A 23485-nucleotide genomic window follows, 5' to 3' on the forward strand; every position below is an offset into this window, starting at 1 on the left:
CATCGCCGGACAAAGGCCTCGGCGGGTGCCGCGTCGGGATCACGGGGCACCCATGCCATGGCCAGCGTTCCTCCGCGCCAGTGCCGCCAGCGTTCACTCGTGACCGCGGGAAACGGCGGTTCCCCCGGCTGCACCTGCCACGCGATGAAGTCGCGAACGTTCATGGACGGCCCAGCGCCTTGGTTGCGGCCGGTACGACCAGCGATGACAGCACGCGATGGCCCTCGGGACTCAGGTGTTGGTCAACGGTCCCGAAGAGCTTCGGCCCGACCGGACGCGCAGACCGGAATGCGGCCAACGCGTCGAGCACGTGCAGCGATTCCGCGGCGAAGGTGGTGGCGAGCTCGCGGGTCGGCTGGTCGAGGTCGACGAGCGACGAGTCAATGCCGAATCCTTCGAGGTACCGCTGGAAATCCTCCTCGTAGACCTGGATCCGCTCGGGGATGATGACGAACAGCGTCGGAGTGCCCAGCGCTCGCGCGGTATCGGCGAGAGCCCGCGAGACCTCAGCGGTGGTCCGCCAGCGGACCGAGGTCGCCTCCGATCGGCGGAACTCGAGCGGCAGGTAGTCGGCCGTCACACCAAGCCGCATCCGGAGTCCGGCGAACTGGTTCTTGAGGAGGATGAACAGGTGCGAGCGCTTCTCGAGGCCGTCATTGACGGGGGCGAGGAGCGCATCAATGACCTCGCGGGCTGCGAGCGAGCGCGGGAAGCGCAACGCGTGGGTGGCGACGGGCGTCCGAGGCGGGAAGTACTCGCGGCGCTGACTGATCGCGTCGTTTCCGGCGAAGATCGTCACGATCACGAGATCGACGCTATCGCGCCCGAGGAGCTGGCGCGCGCGGATCAGGTAGTTGTTCGGGCTCCAATCGGAGACTCCCGCATTCCGCACGACCACGTCGCGCCCGAGCGCCTCCGAGAGTCCCCGCTCGATGAGATGCGCGTACGACTGCTCATACTCCACCTGGATCGCCTCGGCGAACGAATCCCCGATCAGCAGCACCCGGACCGGCGCGTCCCGCCGCCCCGCCTCGCCGACGCGGAAGCCCTCGGCGTCGGTGTAGACATGCACCGTCCGCTCGCCCGTGTTGACCGTCGTCGAGACGTTCGGCCGCAGCCGGTGGCCGATTGTGTCCGCCGGCATCCAGAGGTCCTCCCGCAGGATGATCAGCTGCTGCGGCTTCACCAGCCGCACCGCCAGCTCGCCGACGCCGAGGGCGAAGACCCCGGAGACCGCCAGCACGAACAGGGGCGCGAGCAAGCGCACGAGCAAGCGCGGCTTGGGTGAGGGCTCGGCGGCGGACGATGGTGTCGCGTCGGGTCCGGTCATGCGCGTGTGGGGAAGTAGGTCTCCGAGGACGGCGGCGCCGTCTCCACCCAGCCTCTATGCCAGGTGCTGAAGCAGAGCAGCGCCCAGAGGACGCCCTCGTGATTCTGGCGATGCTCGGCGTGCTCACGCCGGAGGCGGTCCACCGCGTCCGGATCGAAGAACCCCAGGCGCCGCAGGCGATCCGGCGCGAGCTCGTCCGCGAGCACGTCCTTGAGTTCATGCCGCAACCACTGCGCCGTCGGCCCCACGAAGCCGCGCTTGGGCGCCGAGAAGTGCTCGGCCGGCAGTCGCGGCGCCAGGGCCTTTCGCAACAGCTGCTTCGGACGCATCAGGCCAACGCGGACGTGGTCGGGGAGCGTGAAGAGGTCCTCGACGAGTTCATGGTCGACGAACGGCACGCGCAACTCGAGCGAATGCGCCATCGACAGGCGGTCCGCCAGGTGCAGCAGGTCGTCCGGCAGATAGGTCTTGTAGTCGAGATAGAGCGCCGGGCGGATGAGACCGTCGGTCGGGGCGCTCGCGCCGTGTCGCTCGAAGGTCGCCGCCGTGAAGCTCGCGCCCATCTGATCCGCGATCCCGCGCGTGAAGAGCGCCGTCGCCCCGAGCTTGTCCTGCAGGCTCAGGTAGCGCGAGGCCAGCGACCCGCCTGACGACCGCAGGAAGCGCTTGATGCGCGCCGTCCCGAGGGCGCCGTCCCGTGGCTCCGGCATCCGGTCGCCGAGCGCGCTGGCGCCGCGACGCAGGGCGCCGGGCAGCTTCTGCCACATCCCCGCCGCGGCGAGCGCGAAGTGCCGACGGTAGCCGGCGAAGAGTTCGTCCCCGCCGGTGCCGACGAGGGCGACCTTGTAGTCCTTCGCCACGCGTTGACAGAGGAGCCAGGTCGGGACCGCCGACTCGTCCGCGTGCGGCTCATCGAGCGAATGGACGATCGGCTCCAGGATGTTCCGGATGTCGGGATCGACGTCGACGACGGTGAGCCTGAGGCCGTAGCGGTCCGTGAGGAGCTTCGCGAGACCGGACTCGTCGGCACGTTCGGCCCCGGTGCCCGTGTAGCGCACCGTGTAGGCGTGCGCCTTCTCCCCGGCGAGCGCCATGCTCGTGACCACGGCGGACGAATCGAGGCCGCCGCTCAGGAAGGCCGCGACGGGCACGTCGGCCTCGAGATGCGCCTTCACCGATTCATCGAACTTGACCCGCACCCGCTCCTCGGCCTGCGCGCGCGACCGCGCGTGCGTGGTCGGGACATCCCAGTACTTCCGGATGACCGGGTCATGCCCGGGCCGCCACGTGAGGCTGTGGCCCGGCTCGAGCTTGCGCACCGCCTTGAACGGCGTCCGCGGCGCGGGCACGTAGCCGACGCGGAAGAGCCCTTCGAGCGCCTCCCAGTCGAGCGGACCGCTGGCGAGACCGACGGCATGCAGCGCCTTGAGCTCGGACGCGAATGCGATCCCCCACGGGGCCTCGTGGAGGTACATCGGCTTGATGCCGAACCGGTCGCGGGCGATCAGGAGCGTGCCGCGCTTGGCGTCCCAGATGGCGAAGCCGAACATCCCGCGGAGCTTCTCGACGCAGCGCTCGCCCATCTCCTCGTAGAGATGGACGATCGTCTCCGTGTCGCTGTGCGTCCGCATCACATGCCCGCGCGCGATGAGACCGTCCCGCAACTCGCGGTAGTTGTAGATCTCGCCATTGAAGACGATGGCGACCGAGCCGTCCTCGTTGAACACCGGCTGGTGCCCACCCGAGAGGTCGATGATGCTCAGCCGGCGCATGCCGAGTCCGACGGGACCGTCGACGTGCACGCCCTCGTCGTCCGGCCCGCGGTGGCGGATCGCATCGCACATCCGGCGCACGGTGGCCGGATCTGCGGGACGCTGGCGGTCCCGGAACGCGAACCCGACGATGCCGCACATGGTCAGCCCCCTCGCACGGCGCGGAGCATGCCCCGGGGGTCCCGAACGGCCGCGAGGAGGAACTGCCGCTGCTCACGGTCGACGGCACCGGTGACCAGGAGCAGCGCCGTGAACGCGACGAATCCGCCGGCGTTGATCGCCAGGCTCAGCGGGACCGACGCGTCGAGCGGCAGGACGGCCCGTGTGCCGGCCCAGGCGACCACGCCGATCGCCAGGGGCAGGAGACCGACCTCGATCCGCAGCGGGTACTCGCGCATGGAGAACCATCGCATGATGAAGAACTCCGTGCCGAATCCCCCGAGCGTCGCCGCGGCGGCTCCCATGGCACCGAACCGGGGGATCAGGATCCAGTTGAGGAGTAGCACCGCGGCCGCGGCTACGGCGGTGCTTCGCGCGACCAGGCCCGGCTTCTCACGGATGATGACGCCGATCTGGGCCGTCTGCCGGTACCCGAAGAAGACCATGGCGAGGGCGAGCAGCGGGACGGGAGCGTACGCCCCATGGAATGCCTCGCCGGTGGCGAGGCGGATCGCGTCCCACGCGAAGAGCGCCATGCCGAACGCGATGCAGATGAGCAAGAGGTTGTAGTGCCGCTGGATGGCGGACAGGATCGGGATCGCCCCGACTCCCTCCCGCTTCTCGATCTCGAGCGCCTTCGGGAGCCAGATGCTCGAGAAGGGGCCGGTGATGAAGAACGGGATGACGATCGCGACCTTGTAGCTCAGGGAGTAGAGGCCGACCGTCTCGAGCGTGCTGTACGCATTGAGGAAGAAGCGGTCGGAGAAATGGAGGACGAAGCTCCCGAGCTCCCAGATGGCGAACGGCGCGCCGAAGGCCACGAGCGCGCGCGCCATCGCCGGCTGGAAGTGCAGCCCGGTGATGCGCAGGAGCCGACTGACTAGGTAGCCGCCCACCGCTCCACCCGAGATGATGGTCGACAACAACACGCCGAGGACCCCCATGCGGAGCCAGACGACGAAGACGAGGTTGAGCACGATGGCGAGCAGGAGGCGGATCGCACCCCAGAGCACGACCTGTTGCGACTCCTGCCGCGCGCGCATCACCGTCATCGGGACATCGATCGCCACCCCGAGGATGAGACTCACCATCGACAACCGGATGAACAGCGCCGGTTCCCCCGGCTTGAGCAGCAGCGAGGTGATCGGCTCCGCGAGGAAGAGCACCGGCACGGCGACCACCGCGAACAGCACGAACAGCAGCACGGCCGCCGTGCTCACCAGCGCATGCCGCTCCGCCTCCGTCTCGTACTTGTAGTAGTGCCGCGTCACCGCCGTGCTCACCCCGAGCCCCACGAGGAAGGTGAGCACGTCCGTCGTGTACGCCAGCATCTCCATCACGCCGTAGTCCCGGGGCGTGAGGACGCGCGTGTAGACGGGCAACATGATGAACCCGGCCACGCGCGAGAGCACGGTGCCGATCAGGTACACCGCGCCGTGCTTGAACGTGCTGCGGACGTACCCGCCCGCGGGCTGCCCCTCGGACGCGGGAACGGCCGCGGCGCCCGCAGGCGCCGCGGCGTCCGTCACGGACGGCCCCGCTGGTCCATCCCGCTCATCCTAGAAGATCGTGTAGATGAACGGCGCGAGCGCCGAGCCCTGCGCGAACACGAGGAGCGCGCCCACCATGACCATCACGATGATGATCGGGGCCAACCACCACTTCTTGCGCGCGCTCAGGAAATCCCAGAACTCGCTGACGATGCCCTTCGGCTTGGCCATATGACGATGCCGCCCAGGCGGCGGGTGCGGGTGTGAGGAGGACGCGGCTCAGAACTGCCGCGAGAGATCGCTGCGCCGCTCGCCTTCCGGGCGCGTGTGCCAGTACGTCGTCGCCTTCGGGTCGTTCCGCAACGGGCGCTTGCCGAGGAGCGTCATCAGCACGCTCACCGGCGTGATCACCACGTAGAACACGACGCCCATGAAGATCGGCGTCGTGACCTTGGAGATGAGATGGGCCAGGCCCATCCACGCCCGCTCCACCGGCCCCAGCGCCGTCGGCGCGACGAGCCCCGCGACGGCGAACGCGCCGCCGAGCGACGCGAACACCGTCATCATCGTCGGGTGCTGCCGCCACCAGGTGATCGCCGCGAAGACGAAGAACGCCCCGCCGACCGTGAAGGCGAACTTGCGGCCCTGGGCCGCGGTCAATCCAGCGCGAATTCGGTCCGCCAATCCTTGGTCTCCTTCCACTCGGGCTGCTCTTCCTTCGTCAGGAGGAACGAGCCGAGAACGAGGTTGTCGATGCTCGTCCGCATGAAGCACTGATAGGCGTCATGCGGCGACATCACGATGGGTTCGCCACGCACGTTGAACGAGGTGTTCACGAGCACTGCACAGCCGGTCTCCTTCTCGAATTCCGTGAGCACGGCGTGATAGTCCGGATTCACGTCCTTCGTCACCGTCTGCACGCGCGCCGAGTAGTCGATGTGCGTGATCGCGGGGATGTCCGACTTGGGGACGTTCAGCAGGTCGATGCCCCAGAGCTTCGACTGCTCCGCCGTCAGCGGGATGCGCCGCTTCTGCGCGACGGGCGCCACGAGCAGCATGTACGGCGAGTCGGTGTCGAGCTCGAAGTACTCGCTCACCTTCTCGCGCAGCACGCTCGGCGCGAACGGACGGAAGCTCTCGCGGAACTTGATCTTCACGTTCATGTCGTGCTGCATCTTCGGGCTGCGCGGGTCGCCGAGGATCGAGCGGCAGCCGAGCGAGCGCGGACCGAACTCCATGCGACCGTTGAGCCAGCCGAAGATCCGGCCGCTCGCGAGGAGCTTCGCCACCGTCGGCGCCTTCTCCTCCTTGGTCATCTTCTTGTACGGCGCCTTGATGCTCTTGAGGTACTCCTCGATCTCGGCGTCGCTGTACTCGGGGCCGAGGTACGACCCGTTCATCGAGTCCTTGCCCGGCACCACGGTGCGCGGCGCCTTGCACTCGCGGTGCCAGATCAGCTGCGCGACGCCGAGCGCGCCGCCGGCGTCGCCGGAGGCGGGCTGGATCCAGATCCGCTTGAACGGCCCGTCGCGCAGCAGCTTGCCGTTGCCGACGCAGTTGAGCGCCACGCCGCCGGCCATGCACAGGTTCTCGAGGCCGGTGTCCCGGTGCGCCGCGCGCGCCATGTGCATCATGATCTTCTCGCACGCGTCCTGCACCGAGCGCGCCAGATCCATCTCACGCTGCGTGAGCTGGGTCTCCGGCTTGCGCGGCGGCCCGCCGAAGAGCTCGTTGAACGCCTCGCTGGTCATCGTGAGACCGGCGAGATAGTTGAAGTACTTCTGGTCGAGCGTGAAGGACCCGTCGTCCTTCAGGTTCACGAGATGCTTGAAGATGAGGTCGACGTACTTGGGCTGGCCGTAGGGCGCGAGACCCATGACCTTGTACTCGCCCGAGTTGACCTTGAAGCCGGTGTAGTACGTGAAGGCGGAGTAGAGCAGGCCGAGGGAATCGGGCCAGCGCAGTTCCTTCACGATCTGCAGGTCGTTCCCCTTGCCGATGCCGATCGACGCGGTGGCCCATTCGCCTACACCGTCCATCGTCAGGACCGCCGCCTCCTCGAACGGGGACGGGAAGAACGCGCTCGCCGCATGCGACTCATGGTGCTCGGCGTACATGAGGTCGCCCTCATACCCGCCCAGCGCATCGCGCAGCGTCTTGTCCTGGTAGATCTTCTCCTTGATCCAGAGCGGTCCGGCCTTGAGGAACGACCCGAACCCCTTCGGCGCGGTGCCGAGGTAGGTCTCGAGGATCCGCTCGAACTTGAGCAGCGGCTTGTCGTAGAACCCGACGTACGCGAGGTCCTGCAAGCCGATCCCGCCCTGCTTCAGGCAGAAATCCACGGCGTTCTTCGGGAAGTCGGAATCGCCCTTCTTGCGCGTGAAGCGGTCCTCACTGGCCGCGGCGACGATCTCGCCGTTGCGGAGGAGCGCAGCTGCGCTGTCGTGATAGAACGCCGAGATCCCGAGGATCCAGGTGGTCTTACGGTCGGTCACATCGCCTCGCATAGAAGGTCACGTGCTGGCCCGGTCCACATGGGGGCCGACCCTGCTTTCGCAAGAGTCGGACACTCCCGTTGCTTTCGCCATTCGGTGGCGCAACTCATTGCAGCACAATATCGTATGCCACTGCGCCATTTCCAAGAAGCTCCGGGATGCTGACTTGGTGTTGCGCTGACGCATCAGACTGCGGAGGAATGGCGGTCAGCATGTCTCCCTGCGAGACGACCACGCGACTCGACGGCAACGTCGCCGGAGGTCACGGCTGGGGCCGGAGAGTGGGATAGTGGATGCCGGAGCGGCAGGAAATCACTGCCAGCACGGCATTCAGAGTGTTCTGCCCTCCGCGTTCGTTGTGACAGTAGAGGGATCAGGCAACAGGTCACGCGCGAACCCACCGCCGGTCGCACCGAGCCCGCCGCAACGGACCCGTGGCGCGCCGCCGACCGACGTGAACGCGCCGCCACGCTACGTGGCATCGCAGCGAGACGCCGTGGCATCGCAGCGAGACGCCGTGGCATCGCAGCGAGACGCCGTGGCATCGCGGCGAGACGCCGTGGCATCGCGGCGAGACGCCGTGGCATCGCGGCGAGACGACGTGGCATCGCAGCGAGACGACGTGGCATCGCAGCGAGACGACGTGGCATCGCAGCGAGACGACGTGGCATCGCAGCGAGACGACGTGGCAGCGCAGCGAGACGACGTGGCATCGCGGCGAGACGACGTGGCATCGCGGCGAGACGACGTGGCAGGGGGCATCGCGGCGAGACGACGTGGCATCGCGGCGAGACGACGTGGCATCGCGGCGAGACGACGTGGCATCGCGGCGAGACGACGTGGCATCGCGGCGAGACGACGTGGCATCGCAGCGAGACGACGTGTGTGGATGGCGAGGCGACTCGGTGGCGCCGGTCCTCGCGACGCCCTATCCTGAGGCACGCCAACGAAGCGCGCGGGCGGCGAATGCCGTGCCCTCCGCCGGATCGCAGCCGTCATGACGGCCATCACACCTCTCCCATACGTCTTGCGCGATAGCCCTGCCCGCGGACCGGTCGCTCGCCACCTCGGATTCGCGGCGGCGCTGTTGCTGATCGGCGCGGCCACACTCGTGCCGCAACCCGGCGCCCCTCGGGCAGACGTCGCGGTATTCTGCCTCCGCTGCGGGTCGCTCGGCGGGCCTGATCTCGCGCTGAACGTCGTCCTGTTCGTTCCGCTCGGCATCGCGCTGGCCGCATTCGGGGTCCGCCCGGTACGGGCGCTCGCGATCGGCGCCGGTATCAGCCTTGCGATAGAACTCGCACAGTCGCTCATCCCCGGCCGATTCCCGACGCTGCGGGACGTGCTCTGCAACGGCACCGGTGCCTGGCTCGGCGTGCTCGTCGCCGAGCGCATCGCCGCCTGGATCGCGCCGTCACGCGCGACACGCGTTCGACTCGCTGTGGCGACCGGCTTGGCGATCCTGCTCATCCGTCTGACCGGTGCGGCGTTCGAGTTCGCCCCGTCCGTCCCTCCCTACTTCGGCCACTGGTCCCCGGATCAGGAGCATCTCGAGCACTGGACCGGGCGCGTGACGGAGGCGCGTCTCGACGGCCTTCCCGTCCCGGACTGGCAGCTCGCGGACCCTGCGGCACTCGAGGCGGCGTTCGCCGACGGGTTCACGCTCGAGATCACCGGGGTCGGCGGCGCGCGGACGCGTGAGCTCGGAGGGATCGTGACCATATCCGACGGCCGGAAGGACGAACTCCTCTTGGTGGGCCCCGTCGGCGACGATCTCGTCGTGCGGACGCGTCGCCGGGCCGCGGACCTGCGCTTCGGTGGCCCAGAGCTCCGATTCGCCGGCCTGATGCGGGGCGCGACCGCCGGCGCCCCGTTCACGCTGCGCGTCGTGACGAGCCCGACCCGTACCTGCGCGACCCTGAACGGGGAGGAGCAATGCCTCGACCGCGCCGCGTTCGGCAGTGCCTGGATCCTGCTCTTCACCGACCGCGACGTCACGCCGACGGCCCGAATCCTGCTAGATACGGTGACGATCGTCCTGCTCGTGTTCCCGGTCGGCCTGCTGCTCGGCGGTGTGCCCCGGTCCCAGGCGATCACCGCGGTCCTGGCGTTGCTTGGCGGCATGCTTGGGGCCGCTTGGACCGGGGGGCTCGCGCTCCCCACCGCGGTCGAAGGGTCGGGCGCCGCCGCTGGGTTGGTGGCGGGCGTCCTGCTCAGTCGTCTCGTCAACAGGTCGGTCAGCCGAGCGGTGCCGCCCTCTGGCGCCGCCGGCCACTAGCTTTCACTCGTGCACGGGCCAGCGGCCCGCGTAGCCTCTCACACGTCCGAGGATTCCCACTGATGGCCCTGTCCGCGAAGCTCCTCTCCAAGCTCGTCTGCCCCAAGTGCAAGGGCGACCTCGACTACCGCCAGGCGGAGTCGGTCCTCGTCTGCGGCAAGTGCAAGCTCAAGTTCGAGGTGAAGGACGACATCCCCGTGATGCTGCTCGCGGAAGCCAAGCCGCTCTGAGCCGCCCGGATGACGAAGGGGGCGCGTCGCTTTCGCGACGCGCCCCCTTCGTCATCCCTGGACCCCGCTCAGGCGAGGTCGTACGAGGCGATCCACTTGTTCGCCTTGTAGCGCATCGGCAGGACACCGATGACGGCATAGGCGACGGTGCGGGCGAGCTTCGCGCCGGCGTCCTTGTCCTCCCAGGCGCGGTGCACGAAGTCGAACTTCCCGACCTTGAAGCCGATCTGCTCGAAGATCCGGTGCGTCTTGCCCGGCCAGATCGCGCGCTGGTTCTTCGTCGTGGAGCTGATGCCGAAGATCGGATTGATGATGTTGAACGCGATCCAGCTGAGCGGGTTGCCGGCGTTCGCCTCGAGGGCGACGACCGACTTCCGGGTGATGCGCTTGAGCTCGAGCGGGAGCTTGTCGAGCACCGGGAAGTGGTGCAGCAGGAGCGAGGTCCACGCGACGTCGAACGAGCGCTCGCGGAAGGGCAGGTTCTCGGCGTCGGCCACGACGACGTCGACCTCGAGACCCTTCTCGCGGAAGCGGTCGCGGGCCGCGACGACGCCGAACCAGGTGAGATCGCACGACGTCACGGTGAAGCCGCGCTCGGCCAGCTTGATCGAGTGCGCACCGGTCCCGCAGCCGAGGTCGAGGAGTTCGCCCGAGGCCTTCTTGGGGAAGACGATGTCGTAGATCTCCTCGTAGCCGTGCGTGATGTGCACGTTGCGGTTGTTCTTCTCGAAGAGGTCCTCGTAGAACTTCTTCTCTGCGACCTGGTCTTGCATCAGTGATTCCCTTGGATTCGTGTCAAAGTGCGACGGATGCGGAACCTGTATTGCGGGTTCCGTGCCAGACGGTGCCGCGTCAGGCCGCGAGGGGGGTCGGGCCGTCAGTCCCTTGGGAGAGGACGCTCGCGATGGACGTAAAGTCATACGCGGCAAGGAGCCGGTCCATCCGTCCCCAGACGCCCCCCTGCCCCGCGTAGTGGCGGATGCGCGTCAGCAACGGGACATCGAACCGCGGCTGGCCCGGGTCCCACTCCCAAGGATGGATGTAGAACGTGGCGGGCTGGCCTCGCTCCTCGGTCTCGCGGACCGCCATGTGCACCAGGGTCGGCGGGAGGATCCGGAAGTACGCCCCCCCAGCGGCGGGGAGGGTCCGTCCCGCGAGCCGAAGGGTCGCCGGCGGGAACTCGGCCAGTCGGCCGGCGGGACGTGCGATCCAGTGCGGATCGCGGGCGCCGCCCTCGTAGCCGTACCCGGCCCGCTTCACGGGGAAGAGGCTCGAGTCGTAGCGGTACCCCTCCTCGAGCAGGATGTCGAGCGCCCACTCCGTCCCGCGGACGATGGAGAAGCTCGGCGCGCGGAATCCGACCACCGCCGCGCCGGTCTGGTCCTCGATGAGGCGTTTCGTCCGTCGCACCGACTCGCGGAAGGCCTCGGGCGTCTGGTGGGTGATCCGGACATGGTCCCAGGTGTGGGACGCGACCTCATGCCCCGCCGCGACGATCGCCTTCATGAGGGCGGGCTCGCGCTCGGCGAGCCAGCCGACCGTGAAGAAGGTCCCGATGGCGTTGTGGCGCGCGAGCAACTCCAGGAGCCGCAGTGTGGCATCGGCGGCACGACGAGGATAGGACTCCCATCGGTCGCGTGGCGCGTAGGGCTCGAGCGCGACGACCTGGAAGTACTCCTCGACGTCGACGGTGAAGAAGTGGCGCACCGGCCGGGTGCGGTCCCGCACTAGCGGCGATTCAGGTCGAGTGGTCCCCGCGGCTTCAGACGCCACGTCCCGAGCCCCGTCGGTACGAGCACTCCCAGGACATCGAACCGATTCGGCGCGACATACTCGCCCGGCGGGAACGGCGCACGGAACCCGACGTCCGCCGCGCGGTCGAGGATCACGGTGACGGGACCGGTGCCGTCGTTCATCGTCATCGTCAGGTCGCCCCCGACGGTGGCGGTGTCGGTGACCTGCGCGTTCTGCAGCCTGACGAGTTGCGCGTCGCGCGTCGCGCCGTCACCGGTCGATGCCTGCAGGGTCGAGATCGTCGCCGCCGTCGGAATGAACGTCGGGTTCACGACGAACACCGAGACATCATCGAGGACGAGCTGGCCCGCGCGCGTCGCGACGCGTGCACGCAGGCGCACGCTATCGCCCGGGACGAAGGCCACCGTCGAGGGTCGCACGCGTGTGGCGCGGATCGCGCCGGTCACGTCCACGAGGTGGAGTGTCGTGTCGCTGAACGTGGTCCGCGCGTTGAGGGCCACACCGGTCACGAAGACCCGCGCGGCCCCGGGCGTCATAGCGCGCACCTGCGCGATGGTACGGATCGGGAAGCTGAGTGACCCGACCCACTCGACCGAGTCGCCCGGGGTCACCGTGATCGTACCGGTGGTCGGCACGACGATCGCGGAGTCGCCCCCGGTGGCGGAATCGATGACGACCTCGTACGACCCGACGGGAACACCCGCCACGCGGAAGGTGCCGGCGGCGTCGGTCGTCACGCGCAGCACGGTGTCGCGCGCGATGGGGGACAGGAGTCGGACGCGCGCGCCGGCGAACGGCACGTCGGTCGCGTCCGCGCTGCGGGAGCCGTTCGCATCGAAGTACACGGACCCACGGACGATGCCGGTGGCCGTGACACCGCTGACGCGATCGGCGCCGGCGTTGTCGCACGCGGCGGCGCCCAGCGCGACGAGCGCGACGAGAGTGAGACGCTTCATCGTCCGATCCTCAGGCCGACGCGCCAGAGCACGCCGGGTGAACGGTCGGCGACGAGCTCGCCGAACCGCGGATTCACCGACAGGGGCATCGTCGTGACACCGGTGAGCGCATTGGTCGTCACGGCGCCGGTCCGATCGATGTGATAGACCGCGGCGTCCGGCCGACCGGTCGCGACGCTCACGACGTCCATGGCGTCGAGCACGAGATGGATGCCGGCGCCTTGCGCGCCGGTGAGGCGGAAGGTCGCCCGCAGGTCGAGCCGCTGCTGCATCTCACCACGACACGAGTTGCGTCCGGCGAACGCGCCCGCCTGACGGCGGAGGCAGTCATTGGCGTCCAGCAACGCCGTCATCCCCGGGAGTGCCGCGTCGATGAATGCCGGGTCGTTGTTGGGATCACCGTCGCCATTCGCGTCCACCCCGGGTGCGAAGGATGGCGTGAACGGTGTGCCCGACCGGACGCGATAGAGCGCACCGAGCCGGAATGCGCCGCTGAGGGAGGGCGCCCATTCGAGCGCGACCAGGCCGCGATGCGGTACGCTCCGATCGGAACGACCCTCGGACCAGTCATCGCCGCCGAAACCCGGTGCGAAGGGGGCGATCCGTGCGAGTCCCTCCGTCGCGAGGTTGTCCTCGGTCGCGGCGTGGGTGTAGTTGATCGCGACGCTGAGGCCCTGATCCACCACGCGGTCGATGCCGACGGATGCGGCGGCGTAGTCGGAGAAGCCGGTGACATCGAGCGCATGCACCGCATCGAAGCCGGCGAAGCGACGGTTCGAGAACGGTTCCGCCACGAGCAGGGCCCCATGCTGCTGGAGGCGACCGTAGAGCGGGCGACCATACTGGTCGACGCCGGTCGAGGCCGCCGGGAGGTTGAGGTCGACGCGGCGGGTCATGAAGTCCGTGTGCCGGTAGACCCCACTGACGTACGCCGTCCAGCCACCGATGCCCCGCTGCAAGGAGAGCGCGAGTCGCTGCGTCCGCGGGGCCTCGAACTGCGGGCCGAGGAGGCTGACGGTCTGCCCCAGGTCCGTCGTGATGGAGGGCGCGGTCGGCCAGCTTCCGAGCGCCCCGGTCGCCCCGCGGACGGCGGCCCCTCGACCGAGCGAGAGCGCCTCAGCGAGGTCGCGCCGGTCCGGCACGTCGTTGAAGATACCGAGCCCACCCTGCATCACCCACTCGCGATCGGTGCCGAAAACCCACCGGAATCCGACGCGCGGCGCGACGCGTGACCGGGTCGATTCGAGCCCGCTGCCGTCGAGCCCGGACGCTGACGTCCACGCCGCGTTGCCGTTGAACCGGCCGCCAGGCAGGCGATACCCATCCATCCGGAAGCCCGCCGTCAGCGTGAGCGCGTCGTTGACCGCCCACGCGTCCTGCACGAAGAGGGCCGATTCGGTCAGCCGGAACGCGCTCGCATCGGCATCAGGCTCGACCTGGCGGAAACTCCCGGTGAGTGAGGCGAAGTCGATCGCATCGCCGAACGCGTAGCTCCCGGACGCCTGCCGTGTCAGTCGCGACTCGAAACGGTGGGACGCCACGGTGTACCCGACCTTGAGCCGATGGGCGCGAAGGTCCCAGTGCAGCATGCCGGTGACCCGCGGCGAGGTGCGGGAATCGGAGTAGGGTTCCTCCTCGGCGGCCCCCATGATCACGCCACGCGTCGAGACCGCCGTGGTCGGCAGGCGGCCACCGGCGGACGCACTCGCGTCGCCCACATCGCCCGAGAGCCGGAGTTCGAACGCGATCGCGCGCGTGACGCGCGAGATCAGGTCGAGCGAGATGTTCGCGGCGGTCGCATCCATCGTGGAGCCGAGTCCGGCCGCAGCGCCGCGGAACGTCGCGGGATCACTGAGCGCGGTCCGGCTGCCCGACGCGCGGAACGTCAGCGCGAATCGGTCCCCTTGGAGCCAGTCGAAGCGCGCGAAGCCGCTCCAGCGCTCCTCGAGTCGTTCCGACTCGTCGAGATACGGCGACAGGTCGGTCCCGTGCGTGTTCAACGCGATGTCCGCCAGTTGCAACCCGAGTGCGTCCGTGGCCGGATACCATGCCGGCGTCAGCACGGCGCTACGCTGGTAGTCCGCCCCCGCGATGGCATGCGCGGTGTCGCGCTGCACGGTGCCGCCCACGGCGAGCGCGGCGCCGATGCCGGAGGTGCCACCCTCGGCGACCGAACGCCAGGCCGTCGACTGTCCGCCGCGCGACGATGTCCCGACGAGCCCTGTCCCGGTACCACTCATCTCGACATCGAAGCCGACACCGCCGGCACTGGCCTGGGACAGCCCGCGCGATGGGATCGCCAACCCCACCGTCTCGCTCCCGGTCGTCGCCGGGTTTCCGACGCCGCCGATCCGCGAGCCGTCGACCACGACCTCGGCGTAGCGCCAGGGAAGGCCTTCGATGCCGTCCGCATCCGCGAAGGGCGAGAGCGCGGCGGCATCGATGATGGTCCGGCGCGATCCCGCGATGTCGCCGTACCCTCGCTCGACCAGCCACGCCAGCGGCGTTGCCGTCGCCGCACGCGCCCGGACGGTGTCGCGCGTGACGACGGGCGGCGCGGCCGGACGGAGCGTGATCGCCATGACATCCGCCGATCCCGATGCGACGTGCACGCCGATGTGGACCACCGGACGATAGCCGATCGCCTCGGCCGAGACGTCATAGAGTGCGACGCCCAGGAGCCCGAAGCGGAACCGGCCATCCCGCAGGGTCACGGTCGTCCGCTCGGCGCCGCTCGACTGGTCCACCAGACGGACCTCGGCATCGGCGATCGGCCTGCCGGACGGATCGGTCACCTGACCGGAGAGCGCGCCGAACGTGATGCTCTGGGCGGCCAGCGGCGCGACGGCGGTACAGGCGAGAAGCAGCCCGGCGAACGTCGCCGAGCGGAATGTGCGATGGAGTGGCACTCGGGGCACCGAGGGTCCGAGGTGGAGTCGCGATGGGTTCGGCATCTGCCCGAAGGACCGATGCCGCATAAGTATAGACGGCCGAGCCGACGCAACGGCACGGCCGCCGGGCGCTACCGGAGGGACTTCAGGTACGTGAGCAGGTCGGCGAGTTCCTGGTCCGTGTAGGCGGGCAATGCCGGCATGGTCGTTCCCGGCACCGCGGCGGCCGGATTCGCGATGTACTTCGCGAGGGCGTCGTCCGTCCACGCGCCTGGCGCTCGCTGGAGTGCGGCGGAGTAAGGATAGCCCGGCGAGGAGCCGATGTCGCGGCCCACGATCCGGTGGAGATTCGGACCGATGCCGTTCGCACCGCCAGCGGTCAACGTATGGCACCCCATGCACGTCGTCGCGAGCAACTGCCCGCGCTCCACGGGAGGGAGCGCCGCGGCGGCGGCCGAGCCGGTCGTCACGTTGGTCAGGTAGATGAGAAAGTCGTCGTCGGTCTTCACGACGATCTCCCCCCGGTTCGTCTCGATCAGGTCGCGTGCCCGGTGGTCGAGGCGCATCGGCTCGGCATAGATCGCCCGTCCGTCCTCGAGTCGGACGCGATACAGGTGCTCCATCGCCATCGACGCGACGATGACATCGCCCTGCCAATAGGGAAACCCGCCCTTCTGGAGCACCAACACCTGCGAGATGCCGACCGAGGGCATCCAGACGTACGACGGCCTGGCGAACCCTTCGTGCCGGCCTTGAGCGGGGTTCGACGCCCAGATCATCGCATCGTAGGTCGTCCCGTACGAGACCGACGGGTACCCGTAGTTCTGGCCCTCGGCGAGGAGGTTGAGCTCGTCTCCCCCGCGCGCCGCGTGCTCGGTCTCCCAGACCGTGCCCCCCTCGCTCACGAAGAGCCCTTGCGGGTTCCGATGCCCGACGGTGAACGGCCGGGACGCTCCGGTGTTCAGGTCGATCGCGATGACCTTCCCGTACGAGTTCTCCGGCGACCAGTACTCGGCCGCGGGGACCATCTCGTTCTCTCCGCGGAAGCCGCCGATGCTGACGAGCAGTTCCGTGGGACCGTGAAGCGAGACGCGACCGCCGGCCCCGAGCGTGGGATGGGGACTGCCGCCGCCGGGAAGCTGGGTCAACGGCATGCACGGCTTCGAATCGAAGAGCGTCCGCCAGTCGCCGCCGCCCGCGCCCTCGATCGCACCGGCGGCGCCCTGGAGCGCCGCGACCGTCGTCTCCAGTAGCGCGACCCGGAGCGTGTAACAGTTGCTCTCCGGGAACCAGAACGTGAACGACGCGAAGAGACGGACCGCGTCACCGCGCTCCTCGATGTAGATGTCCTTCACGCCGAACTGCTCGGGATGGATCAGACCGGCATTGTCGGGGTCCTCGAGCAGTGCCGCGACATTCACCGGCACCACGACCGGGGACGGGTGCAACACCCGGTCCTTGTCCACGAACCAAGCAGCTCCCTTCCGGTTCACGAGCAGGACGCCGTCCCGCAGCGCGGCGATGCCTCCGTCCCGTCCTTCGGCAGGGACGCTGACCTTCTGGACCGAGACGTTGTAGAGGTTGGTCGAGAGGATCCCGCCCGATTGCATGGAACTGAGCTTCCCGCGGATCTGCACGCGGTACTTGTGGACCATCACCCCGAGCACGAACGCACCGCCAGCCGAGCCGATCAGCAGGAGGCCGAACAGGATCGCGCGCAATCGAGACCGAACCGGCGCCGATCGAGGAATTTCCGTCATGTCTAGCGAAGGGCAGAGGGTGAGGCGGGCCCACGATCCGGGCAGGGCGGCACTCGGACCTGCGTGCGCACGTGCTGGGAAGGATGGAGCGCTTCAGGGATGACGCAAGTCTCCATCATGGCGAGAATCGTTCCATCCCTCTCGGCGGCTCCCCCGGATGGTGACCGGGATCACGCCGGAAGTTGCGTCAGACGGGCACGTTCGTTGCAACGAGGCAACAGGAGACGGACATATTGTACGCACCCCTCATGATGACCCCCGACTTGCGCCGCCCCATCCGCCTTGCCCTCCTCCTGCTCGCTCCGGCCATCGCCGCGACGGCGTGCGCCGATGGAGCGACAGAACCCCAGCAGGTCGCGTCGGTGGTCGTCTCGCCTGCGACCGCGACCTTGGCGAGTCGCGCACCCTTGCCGCTGACGGCGACGGCACGGACAGCACAGGGGCGGTCGATCTCCGGGACCTCGATCACCTGGGCGTCCTCCGATACCGGACTCGCACGGGTCAGCGGCACTGGCCTGGTCACGGCGGGCGTCGTTGTCGTGGGTACGCCACAGCCAGTGACGATCAGCGCGGTCGCCGACGGCATGACCGGGACGGCCGTGCTCGCCATCGCGCCCGTTCCGGTCGCGACGGTGACGCCGTCGCCGTCCGCCGTCTCGAGCCAGGTCGGGTCGACCCAGCCCTTCGCGGCCGACCTTCGGGATGATCATGCACTGGCCCTCGCCGGGCGCCGGATCGTCTGGAGTTCCTCCGACACCTCCATCGCGACCGTCGATTCGACCGGACTCGCGACGCTCCGGCCGTATGCTGGCGGGGCGACGCGCGTGGTCACGCTGACCGCCGCGAGCGAAGGGCGAGTCGGGACGGCCACGTTGACGGCGCTCCCCGAGCCCGTCGCGTCGATCGACCTCTCACCGGATTCCGTCGCGGTGGAGGACACGCGGCAACTCGTCGCGTCGGTGCTGAGCGCCGCCGGCATCTCGCTGACCGGGCGCGTCCTGACGTGGACATCGAGCGACACGACGGTCGCGACGGTGACACCGGCAGGGCTCGTCATCCCTCGTCCCCGATGGGACAACGTCGTTCGCGCGGTCACGATCACGGCGACGTCCGAGGGCGTCACCGATGCCGTTCCGGTCGCCATCATGCCCGCCCATGTCGCGACGATCAGCTTCTCCCCGACGGGAGGCCCGGTCCCGAGCGGCTCGGTGCTGACGATCTCCTCGGCTCCGCTGAGCCTCTCCGGCGTGCCGTTGACCGGACGACCGGTCGCGTGGGCCACCTCCGATCCCGCCGTCGCGACGGTCGACTCCGTTGGCAACGTGACGTTCACGACGAACACCACCGGCACCGCGCTCCCGGTCTCGATCACCGGCACGGCAGAGGGGCTCACGGGGAGTGCGGCATTCTCGGTGCTTCCGTCCCCAGCCACCTCGCTCAGGGTGCTTCCGGACAGCCTCACGCTCGCCCCGAATCTCTCGGCGAGCGTGACCGCCCGATTCACCAACGGGGCGGGGACGACGTTGTCCGGGCGCGCCGTGGCGTGGACCCCGGGTGACACCTCCATCATCACCGTCACGTCGGGCGGCGTGGTGACGGGGCGACCGTACGCCGGCACGGACCAGCGCAGCACCTACCTGGTGGCCAGCGGCGAAGGACTCTCGGACACCATCCCCGTCGTCGTCAATGCGTCGCAGGTGACGACGGTGCGGATGACACCCTCGACGTTGCTCGGCCCGGTCGGATTGACCGACCCGGTCTCCACGACGCTCCTCGACGCAGCGGGAATCCCGCTCCCGGGCCGCTCGGTCAGCTGGACGAGCTCCGATCCGTCCATCGCCACCGTCTCGAACGCCGGTCAGGTGACGGTGGTCGGCGTGGGGACCGCGACGATCACGGCCACGTCGGAGGGGGTCATCGGAACGACGGTCGTCACCGGCCTGCCGGCACCGCTGCTCCCCGCGTCATTCGTCGGTGGCGGCTATCACACCTGCGGCCTCACCGCGACCGGCGCCGCATACTGCTGGGGCATCAACACCTACGGCCAGCTCGGCAATGGCGTCATCACTCCGGTGAACGGAGCGGTCGCGGTCACCGGCGGGCACACCTTCCAGTCGCTCTCCGCCGGTGGACAACACACCTGCGGCCTGACGGTCGGTGGCGACCTCTACTGCTGGGGGTGGAACGCGAGTGGCCAGCTCGGCGACGGCACGGAGGGCTATCGGGCGACACCGACGCTCGTCGTGGGTGGGAACGCTTTCGCGCAGGTGGCCGCGGCATGGAACCACTCCTGCGCGTTGACGACGGCGGGAGAGGCGTATTGCTGGGGACAGAACAACATCGGCCAGGTCGGCGACAGCAGCACGACTCAGCGGAATGAGCCCACACGCGTGGTCGGTGGGCACACGTTCACCTTCGTGATCGCCCGATACGGGCACTCCTGCGGCCTGACGCCGAGCGGCGCCGCGTACTGCTGGGGACGTAACCAGTGGGGTGCGATCGGTGATGGGACGCAGACCTTCCGCACGGCTCCCGTTCCGATGCGCGGGGGACTGACGTTCACGTCGATGTCACTCGGCTGGGACCACAGCTGCGGGATTCGCGCTGACGGAACGGCGCACTGCCTGGGACGCAACCAGTACGGCCAGCTCGCTGACGGCACGGATCGCCAACATCTCGACTTCATCGAGCTTGGGGGCGGGCACACGTGGAACCGGATCTGGTCCGGCTTCTATCACCTTTGCGGCGTCACGCAGGGCGGCGTGGGATACTGTTGGGCGCGAAACCGCCTCGGGGAGATCGGCGACGGTACGTCGATCGACCGGCGTGTCCCGATCGACATCAGCGCCGGACGCAGCATCGCCGCCTTCGCGCTCGGATACTCGCACACATGCGCGCTGCTCACGTCGGGCGCCGTGCATTGCTGGGGCGTGGTCACCAACGGCTTGCTCGGGGACGCCGGACCGCCGGTGGATCAACGGGACCCTCGCCTGCGCGATGATGCGATGGCCCCCCGCCCCCGGCTCCGTGTGACCGGATCGTAGCGGGACGCCCCCCCGACCGTTGCGTCCTCCGATTTGCATAGATTGTCGTTCCGGCATCCGACGCGCCCTCCTTCCGCACGATGAATCCCACTGCCACCAGCGCAGGTGAAGTCCCTGACGCCGCGGGCGTCCCGCCGCGTCCCGCGCTGGGTCCGGCGAAGCTGGCCCTGTTCGCTCTGATACCGGTGACGGTGCTCGCGCTCGTCGCCGAGGTCCTCGCCGCCGTGACGATCGAGCGCACCACACGGATCGAGCTCGGCGAGGCGACCGGCGATCGCAGCTACCTGATGCGGATGGGAAACTGGCCATGGAGTCGCTCCGCGAGGACGCCGCTCAACTCGCTCGGATTCCCCGGCCCCGAGTTCCCTGACTCCGCGACCCCCAAGCGTTGCGTGCATGTGGTGTTCATCGGCGACTCGTTCGTCTTCGGCGACGGAGTGGACGGGGACAGCAGCTTCGTGTCGCTCGTCGGCCGGTCGCTCGCGACGACGGACGGAGAGCGATGCGTCCGCGTCTTCAACCTGGGTGAACGGGGCTCGACCATCCCGCGCCAGGCGCGACGGCTTCGCGAGGTCCGCTCGCTGCTCAAACCGGACCTCGTGATCCTCGCCCAGTACCAGAACGACCTCGCGGACCTCGATGCGCCGGAGCCCCGCGACCTGCGTCGGTCCGTGCCCGACCCCTCCGCCGCCGCGCCCCGCGCGCCGACATCCGAAGCCGCAGCCGCGACAGGCGCTGCCGACCGGTTCTCGTTCCTGAGCCCCAGGATCGTGCGCCTCCTGTCGTACCACGCCTTCGCGGCGCTCATCACGAGCGGAATCCATCGGGACGAACTGCGTCATTGGTCGGTCATCGCCGATACTGCGCGGCGCGCCGACGCGCGTCGGCTCATGGCAGCCTACACGACCTCGTTCGACTCGCTAGCGACCGGACTCGCGGCGGATTCCATCGCCTTCGGGACCATCATCCTCCCGAGCAAGTTCGACGTGATGGCGGGCCGATATCCCGAGGAGGATTTCTTCCTCCGGCTCGCGGCCACGCACGGGCTGCCGACCTTGCGCATCTTCCCGCTCCTCGATGCACGACGCTCTCCCTACGCCTTCCTGATGTACGACGGGCACCTCAACGAGCACGGCAACCGACTCGTGGCGACGGCGGTCGGCGATTGGATCGCGTCGCTGGATGCGGCACCGTTCCCCCGGCTTCGCGCGGCCAGCGGTAGCGCCCCGTGAGCGAGCGACCGTTCTTCTTCGCCCGCGCGTCAACGCGCCTGTTCGGTGTCCTGCACGAGCCGAGCGCGCCCAGCGCGCGGACCGGTTTCGTCCTCAGCCACCCGTTCGCCGAGGAGAAGCTCTGGAGTCATCGCGTGCTGGTGAGCTTCGCACGCGCACTCGCCGTGCGGGGACACCCCGTGCTCCGCTTCGACTACATGGGCGCCGGCGACAGCGACGGCACGACGGACCAGACCTCGCTCGAGACGCACCTGGCGGACCTCGAGACGGCGATCGCGATGCTCGTGCAGCGGATGCCGACCGTCGAGCGGGTAGGACTCGTCGGCCTCCGTCTCGGCGCGTCGATCGCGGCGCGCATCGCCGAGTCCGCCGGGGAACCCGTTGCGGAGGGCACCGCCCTCGCGCGCGTGCGCGGGGCTCCACTGGTCCTCTGGGATCCCGTGCTCGACGGCGCGGCCTACCTCCAGGAGGTCCTGCGCACGAACCTGAGTGCCCAGCTCGCCACGCACGGCAAGGTCGTGGAGACGCGTGAGGCGATGGTGCAGCGTATCCGCGACGGAGGCACGGTGAACGTCGACGGCTACGAGATCGGGCCTGCGCTCTTCGAATCCGTCTCGGACCCCGGGCTGGTCGGGACAGCCGCGAAGCGGCACGATGGCCCGACGCTCGTGGTGCCGGTCCTCCCGCCCGGGAAGCCGCGCAAGCCGCAGCCCGCGCTCGAGGCGCTGGCCGCCGCGTATGGCAGGGGCACACTCCTCCCTGTCGAGGAGCACCAGTTCTGGCGCGAGATCAAGCAGTTCTACGGTGCCGCGCCGCGACTGCAGGGTGCCACGCTCGACTGGCTCGGAGGACTCGATGGCTGAGCCACTGGCGGTGACCTTCCGCAATGCCGAAGGACGTCAGCTCTTCGGCACGCTCCATCTCCCCGATGCGCGTCGCGCCGACGCGCCCGCCGTGGTGCTGTTCTCCCCAGGCGCGAAGATGCGGATCGGCCCGGGGCGGCTCTACGTGCCGCTGACCGAGATGCTCAATGCGATGGGATACCTCGTGCTGCGCTTCGACTTCTTCGGCCTCGGCGACAGCGAAGGCGAGCTCGAGGAGTCGCTGCTGGTGGATGTGTACAGCAACATCCAGGTGGGACGCTACGTCACCGACGGGCAGATCGCGCTCGAGTGGCTCCGGCGCGAGCACGGGGCGACGCGCTTCATCGTCGGTGGCCTCTGCGGCGGGGCGCTCACCGGCCTGCTCGTCGCCGAACGGGAGCCGAGCATCGAGGCCCTGCTCTCCATCGGCATGACGGTGACGCTCGATAGCGACAGCGCCATGCCGTCGAAGTACCTCACGCAGTTCGAGCTGGCGCACCTCCGGCAGGGCTATCTCGCGAAGCTGCTGGACCCGCGTGCGTGGCTGCGCCTGCTCACGTTCCGCAGCGACTTCGGCGTCATCGTGCGGTCGATGCTCGCGGGACTCCTCAAGAAGCGACGCCCCGGCCCACCCGGCGCCGCATCGGACAGCGGCGCCGGGCTCGTGCCCGCGCTCCCCGCCGAGCAGCTCGCCAACGTCAACCCGCTGTTCCCGACGGCCTTCTTCGCCTTCCTCGGCCGCGGCGGGAGGGCGCTCATGGTCTTCAGCGAGAAGGACCGGATGCTCGGGGATTGGCGCGAGAAGTTCGTCGACCTCTATCCCGAGCAGATGCGGCGCTTCGCGCCGCAGGTCACGGAGCACGTCGTGCCCGGGGCGAATCACGTCCTGAGCGAGCGCGCCTGGCAGCAGGAGATGCACACCGCCGCCCGGACCTGGCTCGGGGCGCTCCCGCGCCCCTGAGCCCGCGCGCGGCTACTTGAGCCGCGCGTGCACGAACGCCCCGATCGCCTCGAGGCTCCCGAGGTTCGCCTCGGTGATCTCGTCGTCGGCGGGCGTCACGCCGAAGGTGTCGGTGAGGAACTGCATCACCTCGAGCACCCCCATCGAGTCGAGGACGCCCTTCTTCATCAGGCTGTCCGCGTCGGCGATGACGACGCCGGGACGCATGTAGAGGAACTCCTGCTCGATGAACCCGCGCACCTGCGCGCGGATCTGCTCTTGGGTCCAAG

At 69.0% G+C, this 23485-nt stretch carries 18 protein-coding genes; 6 read left to right on the top strand and 12 right to left on the bottom strand.

Annotated elements, in window-relative coordinates:
• Positions 1-160 precede the first annotated feature (160 nt).
• Genes IPJ78_03540 through IPJ78_03565 form a run of 6 tightly spaced genes read right to left on the bottom strand, consistent with a single transcriptional unit; the run spans position 161 to position 7258 of the window.
• Positions 161-1330 carry an SGNH/GDSL hydrolase family protein gene (locus IPJ78_03540; protein ID MBK7905616.1) on the bottom strand — a complete coding sequence of 390 codons (1170 nt, stop codon included), beginning with the start codon at positions 1328-1330 and terminating at the stop codon, positions 161-163.
• Positions 1327-3243, bottom strand: a complete 1917-nt coding sequence (gene asnB / locus IPJ78_03545) for an asparagine synthase (glutamine-hydrolyzing) (protein MBK7905617.1) — start codon at positions 3241-3243, stop codon at positions 1327-1329. Before asnB ends, IPJ78_03540 begins: the two co-directional genes overlap by 4 nt.
• 2 nt (positions 3244-3245) lie before the next feature.
• The gene (locus tag IPJ78_03550; protein ID MBK7905618.1) at positions 3246-4790 is read right to left on the bottom strand and encodes an oligosaccharide flippase family protein; all 1545 of its coding nucleotides are present in this window, start codon (positions 4788-4790) and stop codon (positions 3246-3248) included.
• Between the two features lie 30 nt (positions 4791-4820).
• Positions 4821-4982, bottom strand: coding sequence for a hypothetical protein (locus tag IPJ78_03555; protein MBK7905619.1), 162 nt, complete (start codon positions 4980-4982; stop codon positions 4821-4823).
• A 48-nt stretch (positions 4983-5030) separates the two neighbouring features.
• Complete coding sequence (locus IPJ78_03560) at positions 5031-5411, bottom strand: hypothetical protein (GenBank protein MBK7905620.1); 381 nt, start codon at positions 5409-5411, stop codon at positions 5031-5033.
• Positions 5408-7258, bottom strand: coding sequence for a carbamoyltransferase (locus IPJ78_03565; GenBank protein MBK7905621.1), 1851 nt, complete (start codon positions 7256-7258; stop codon positions 5408-5410). The genes IPJ78_03560 and IPJ78_03565 overlap by 4 nt, the downstream gene beginning before the upstream one ends.
• Positions 7259-8273: 1015 nt before the next feature.
• Here IPJ78_03565 and IPJ78_03570 point away from each other — a divergent pair.
• Both IPJ78_03570 and IPJ78_03575 read left to right on the top strand, forming a co-directional pair.
• Positions 8274-9524 (top strand): VanZ family protein, encoded by a 1251-nt coding sequence (locus tag IPJ78_03570; GenBank protein ID MBK7905622.1) that lies wholly within the window; start codon positions 8274-8276, stop codon positions 9522-9524.
• A gap of 62 nt (positions 9525-9586) precedes the next feature.
• Positions 9587-9754, top strand: a complete 168-nt coding sequence (locus tag IPJ78_03575; GenBank protein MBK7905623.1) for a Trm112 family protein — start codon at positions 9587-9589, stop codon at positions 9752-9754.
• Positions 9755-9822: 68 nt separating this feature from the next.
• Here the strand turns inward: IPJ78_03575 and IPJ78_03580 are convergent, their stop codons facing one another.
• The 5 genes from IPJ78_03580 to IPJ78_03600 all read right to left on the bottom strand — a co-directional run bounded on the left by IPJ78_03580 (position 9823) and on the right by IPJ78_03600 (position 17077).
• The gene (locus IPJ78_03580) at positions 9823-10527 is read right to left on the bottom strand and encodes a class I SAM-dependent methyltransferase (GenBank protein ID MBK7905624.1); all 705 of its coding nucleotides are present in this window, start codon (positions 10525-10527) and stop codon (positions 9823-9825) included.
• A gap of 79 nt (positions 10528-10606) precedes the next feature.
• Entirely contained in the window at positions 10607-11482 is an 876-nt protein-coding gene (locus IPJ78_03585) for a DUF3473 domain-containing protein (protein ID MBK7905625.1), read from the bottom strand.
• The gene (locus tag IPJ78_03590; protein MBK7905626.1) at positions 11482-12465 is read right to left on the bottom strand and encodes a carboxypeptidase regulatory-like domain-containing protein; all 984 of its coding nucleotides are present in this window, start codon (positions 12463-12465) and stop codon (positions 11482-11484) included. The genes IPJ78_03585 and IPJ78_03590 overlap by 1 nt, the downstream gene beginning before the upstream one ends.
• Positions 12462-15374: a TonB-dependent receptor gene (locus IPJ78_03595; GenBank protein ID MBK7905627.1), complete on the bottom strand. Its 2913-nt coding sequence runs from the start codon at positions 15372-15374 to the stop codon at positions 12462-12464. Before IPJ78_03595 ends, IPJ78_03590 begins: the two co-directional genes overlap by 4 nt.
• Positions 15375-15487: 113 nt before the next feature.
• Positions 15488-17077, bottom strand: coding sequence for a PQQ-dependent sugar dehydrogenase (locus IPJ78_03600; GenBank protein ID MBK7905628.1), 1590 nt, complete (start codon positions 17075-17077; stop codon positions 15488-15490).
• Positions 17078-17364: 287 nt separating this feature from the next.
• Between IPJ78_03600 and IPJ78_03605 the strand changes: the two genes are divergently transcribed.
• The 4 genes from IPJ78_03605 (at position 17365) to IPJ78_03620 (ending at position 23216) form a co-directional block, all read left to right on the top strand.
• Entirely contained in the window at positions 17365-20160 is a 2796-nt protein-coding gene (locus tag IPJ78_03605) for an Ig-like domain-containing protein (protein ID MBK7905629.1), read from the top strand.
• A gap of 80 nt (positions 20161-20240) precedes the next feature.
• Positions 20241-21392 carry a hypothetical protein gene (locus IPJ78_03610; protein ID MBK7905630.1) on the top strand — a complete coding sequence of 384 codons (1152 nt, stop codon included), beginning with the start codon at positions 20241-20243 and terminating at the stop codon, positions 21390-21392.
• Positions 21389-22255 (top strand): alpha/beta hydrolase, encoded by an 867-nt coding sequence (locus IPJ78_03615; GenBank protein ID MBK7905631.1) that lies wholly within the window; start codon positions 21389-21391, stop codon positions 22253-22255. The genes IPJ78_03610 and IPJ78_03615 overlap by 4 nt, the downstream gene beginning before the upstream one ends.
• Positions 22248-23216, top strand: a complete 969-nt coding sequence (locus IPJ78_03620) for an alpha/beta fold hydrolase (GenBank protein MBK7905632.1) — start codon at positions 22248-22250, stop codon at positions 23214-23216. The genes IPJ78_03615 and IPJ78_03620 overlap by 8 nt, the downstream gene beginning before the upstream one ends.
• 12 nt (positions 23217-23228) lie before the next feature.
• On the opposite strand, the gene IPJ78_03625 is transcribed toward IPJ78_03620, so the two are convergent.
• A complete protein-coding gene (locus tag IPJ78_03625; GenBank protein MBK7905633.1) occupies positions 23229-23423 on the bottom strand; it encodes an acyl carrier protein in 195 nt (64 codons plus the stop codon).
• Positions 23424-23485 lie beyond the last annotated feature (62 nt).

It is taken from the genome of Gemmatimonadota bacterium (genome assembly GCA_016714015.1).
Classification (GTDB): domain Bacteria; phylum Gemmatimonadota; class Gemmatimonadetes; order Gemmatimonadales; family Gemmatimonadaceae; genus Pseudogemmatithrix.

Excerpts from the sequence above, each read along its gene's own strand:
- IPJ78_03590 (MBK7905626.1), bottom strand. The coding sequence starts at position 12,465 with ATGAAGCGTCTCACTCTCGTCGCGCTCGTCGCGCTGGGCGCCGCCGCG.
- IPJ78_03605 (MBK7905629.1), top strand. The coding sequence starts at position 17,365 with ATGATGACCCCCGACTTGCGCCGCCCCATCCGCCTTGCCCTCCTCCTG.
- IPJ78_03540 (MBK7905616.1), bottom strand. The coding sequence starts at position 1,330 with ATGACCGGACCCGACGCGACACCATCGTCCGCCGCCGAGCCCTCACCC.
- IPJ78_03620 (MBK7905632.1), top strand. The coding sequence starts at position 22,248 with ATGGCTGAGCCACTGGCGGTGACCTTCCGCAATGCCGAAGGACGTCAG.
- IPJ78_03575 (MBK7905623.1), top strand. The coding sequence starts at position 9,587 with ATGGCCCTGTCCGCGAAGCTCCTCTCCAAGCTCGTCTGCCCCAAGTGC.
- IPJ78_03565 (MBK7905621.1), bottom strand. The coding sequence starts at position 7,258 with ATGCGAGGCGATGTGACCGACCGTAAGACCACCTGGATCCTCGGGATC.
- asnB (MBK7905617.1), bottom strand. The coding sequence starts at position 3,243 with ATGTGCGGCATCGTCGGGTTCGCGTTCCGGGACCGCCAGCGTCCCGCA.
- IPJ78_03555 (MBK7905619.1), bottom strand. The coding sequence starts at position 4,982 with ATGGCCAAGCCGAAGGGCATCGTCAGCGAGTTCTGGGATTTCCTGAGC.
- IPJ78_03610 (MBK7905630.1), top strand. The coding sequence starts at position 20,241 with ATGAATCCCACTGCCACCAGCGCAGGTGAAGTCCCTGACGCCGCGGGC.
- IPJ78_03625 (MBK7905633.1), bottom strand. The coding sequence starts at position 23,423 with ATGCGTCCCGGCGTCGTCATCGCCGACGCGGACAGCCTGATGAAGAAG.
- IPJ78_03580 (MBK7905624.1), bottom strand. The coding sequence starts at position 10,527 with ATGCAAGACCAGGTCGCAGAGAAGAAGTTCTACGAGGACCTCTTCGAG.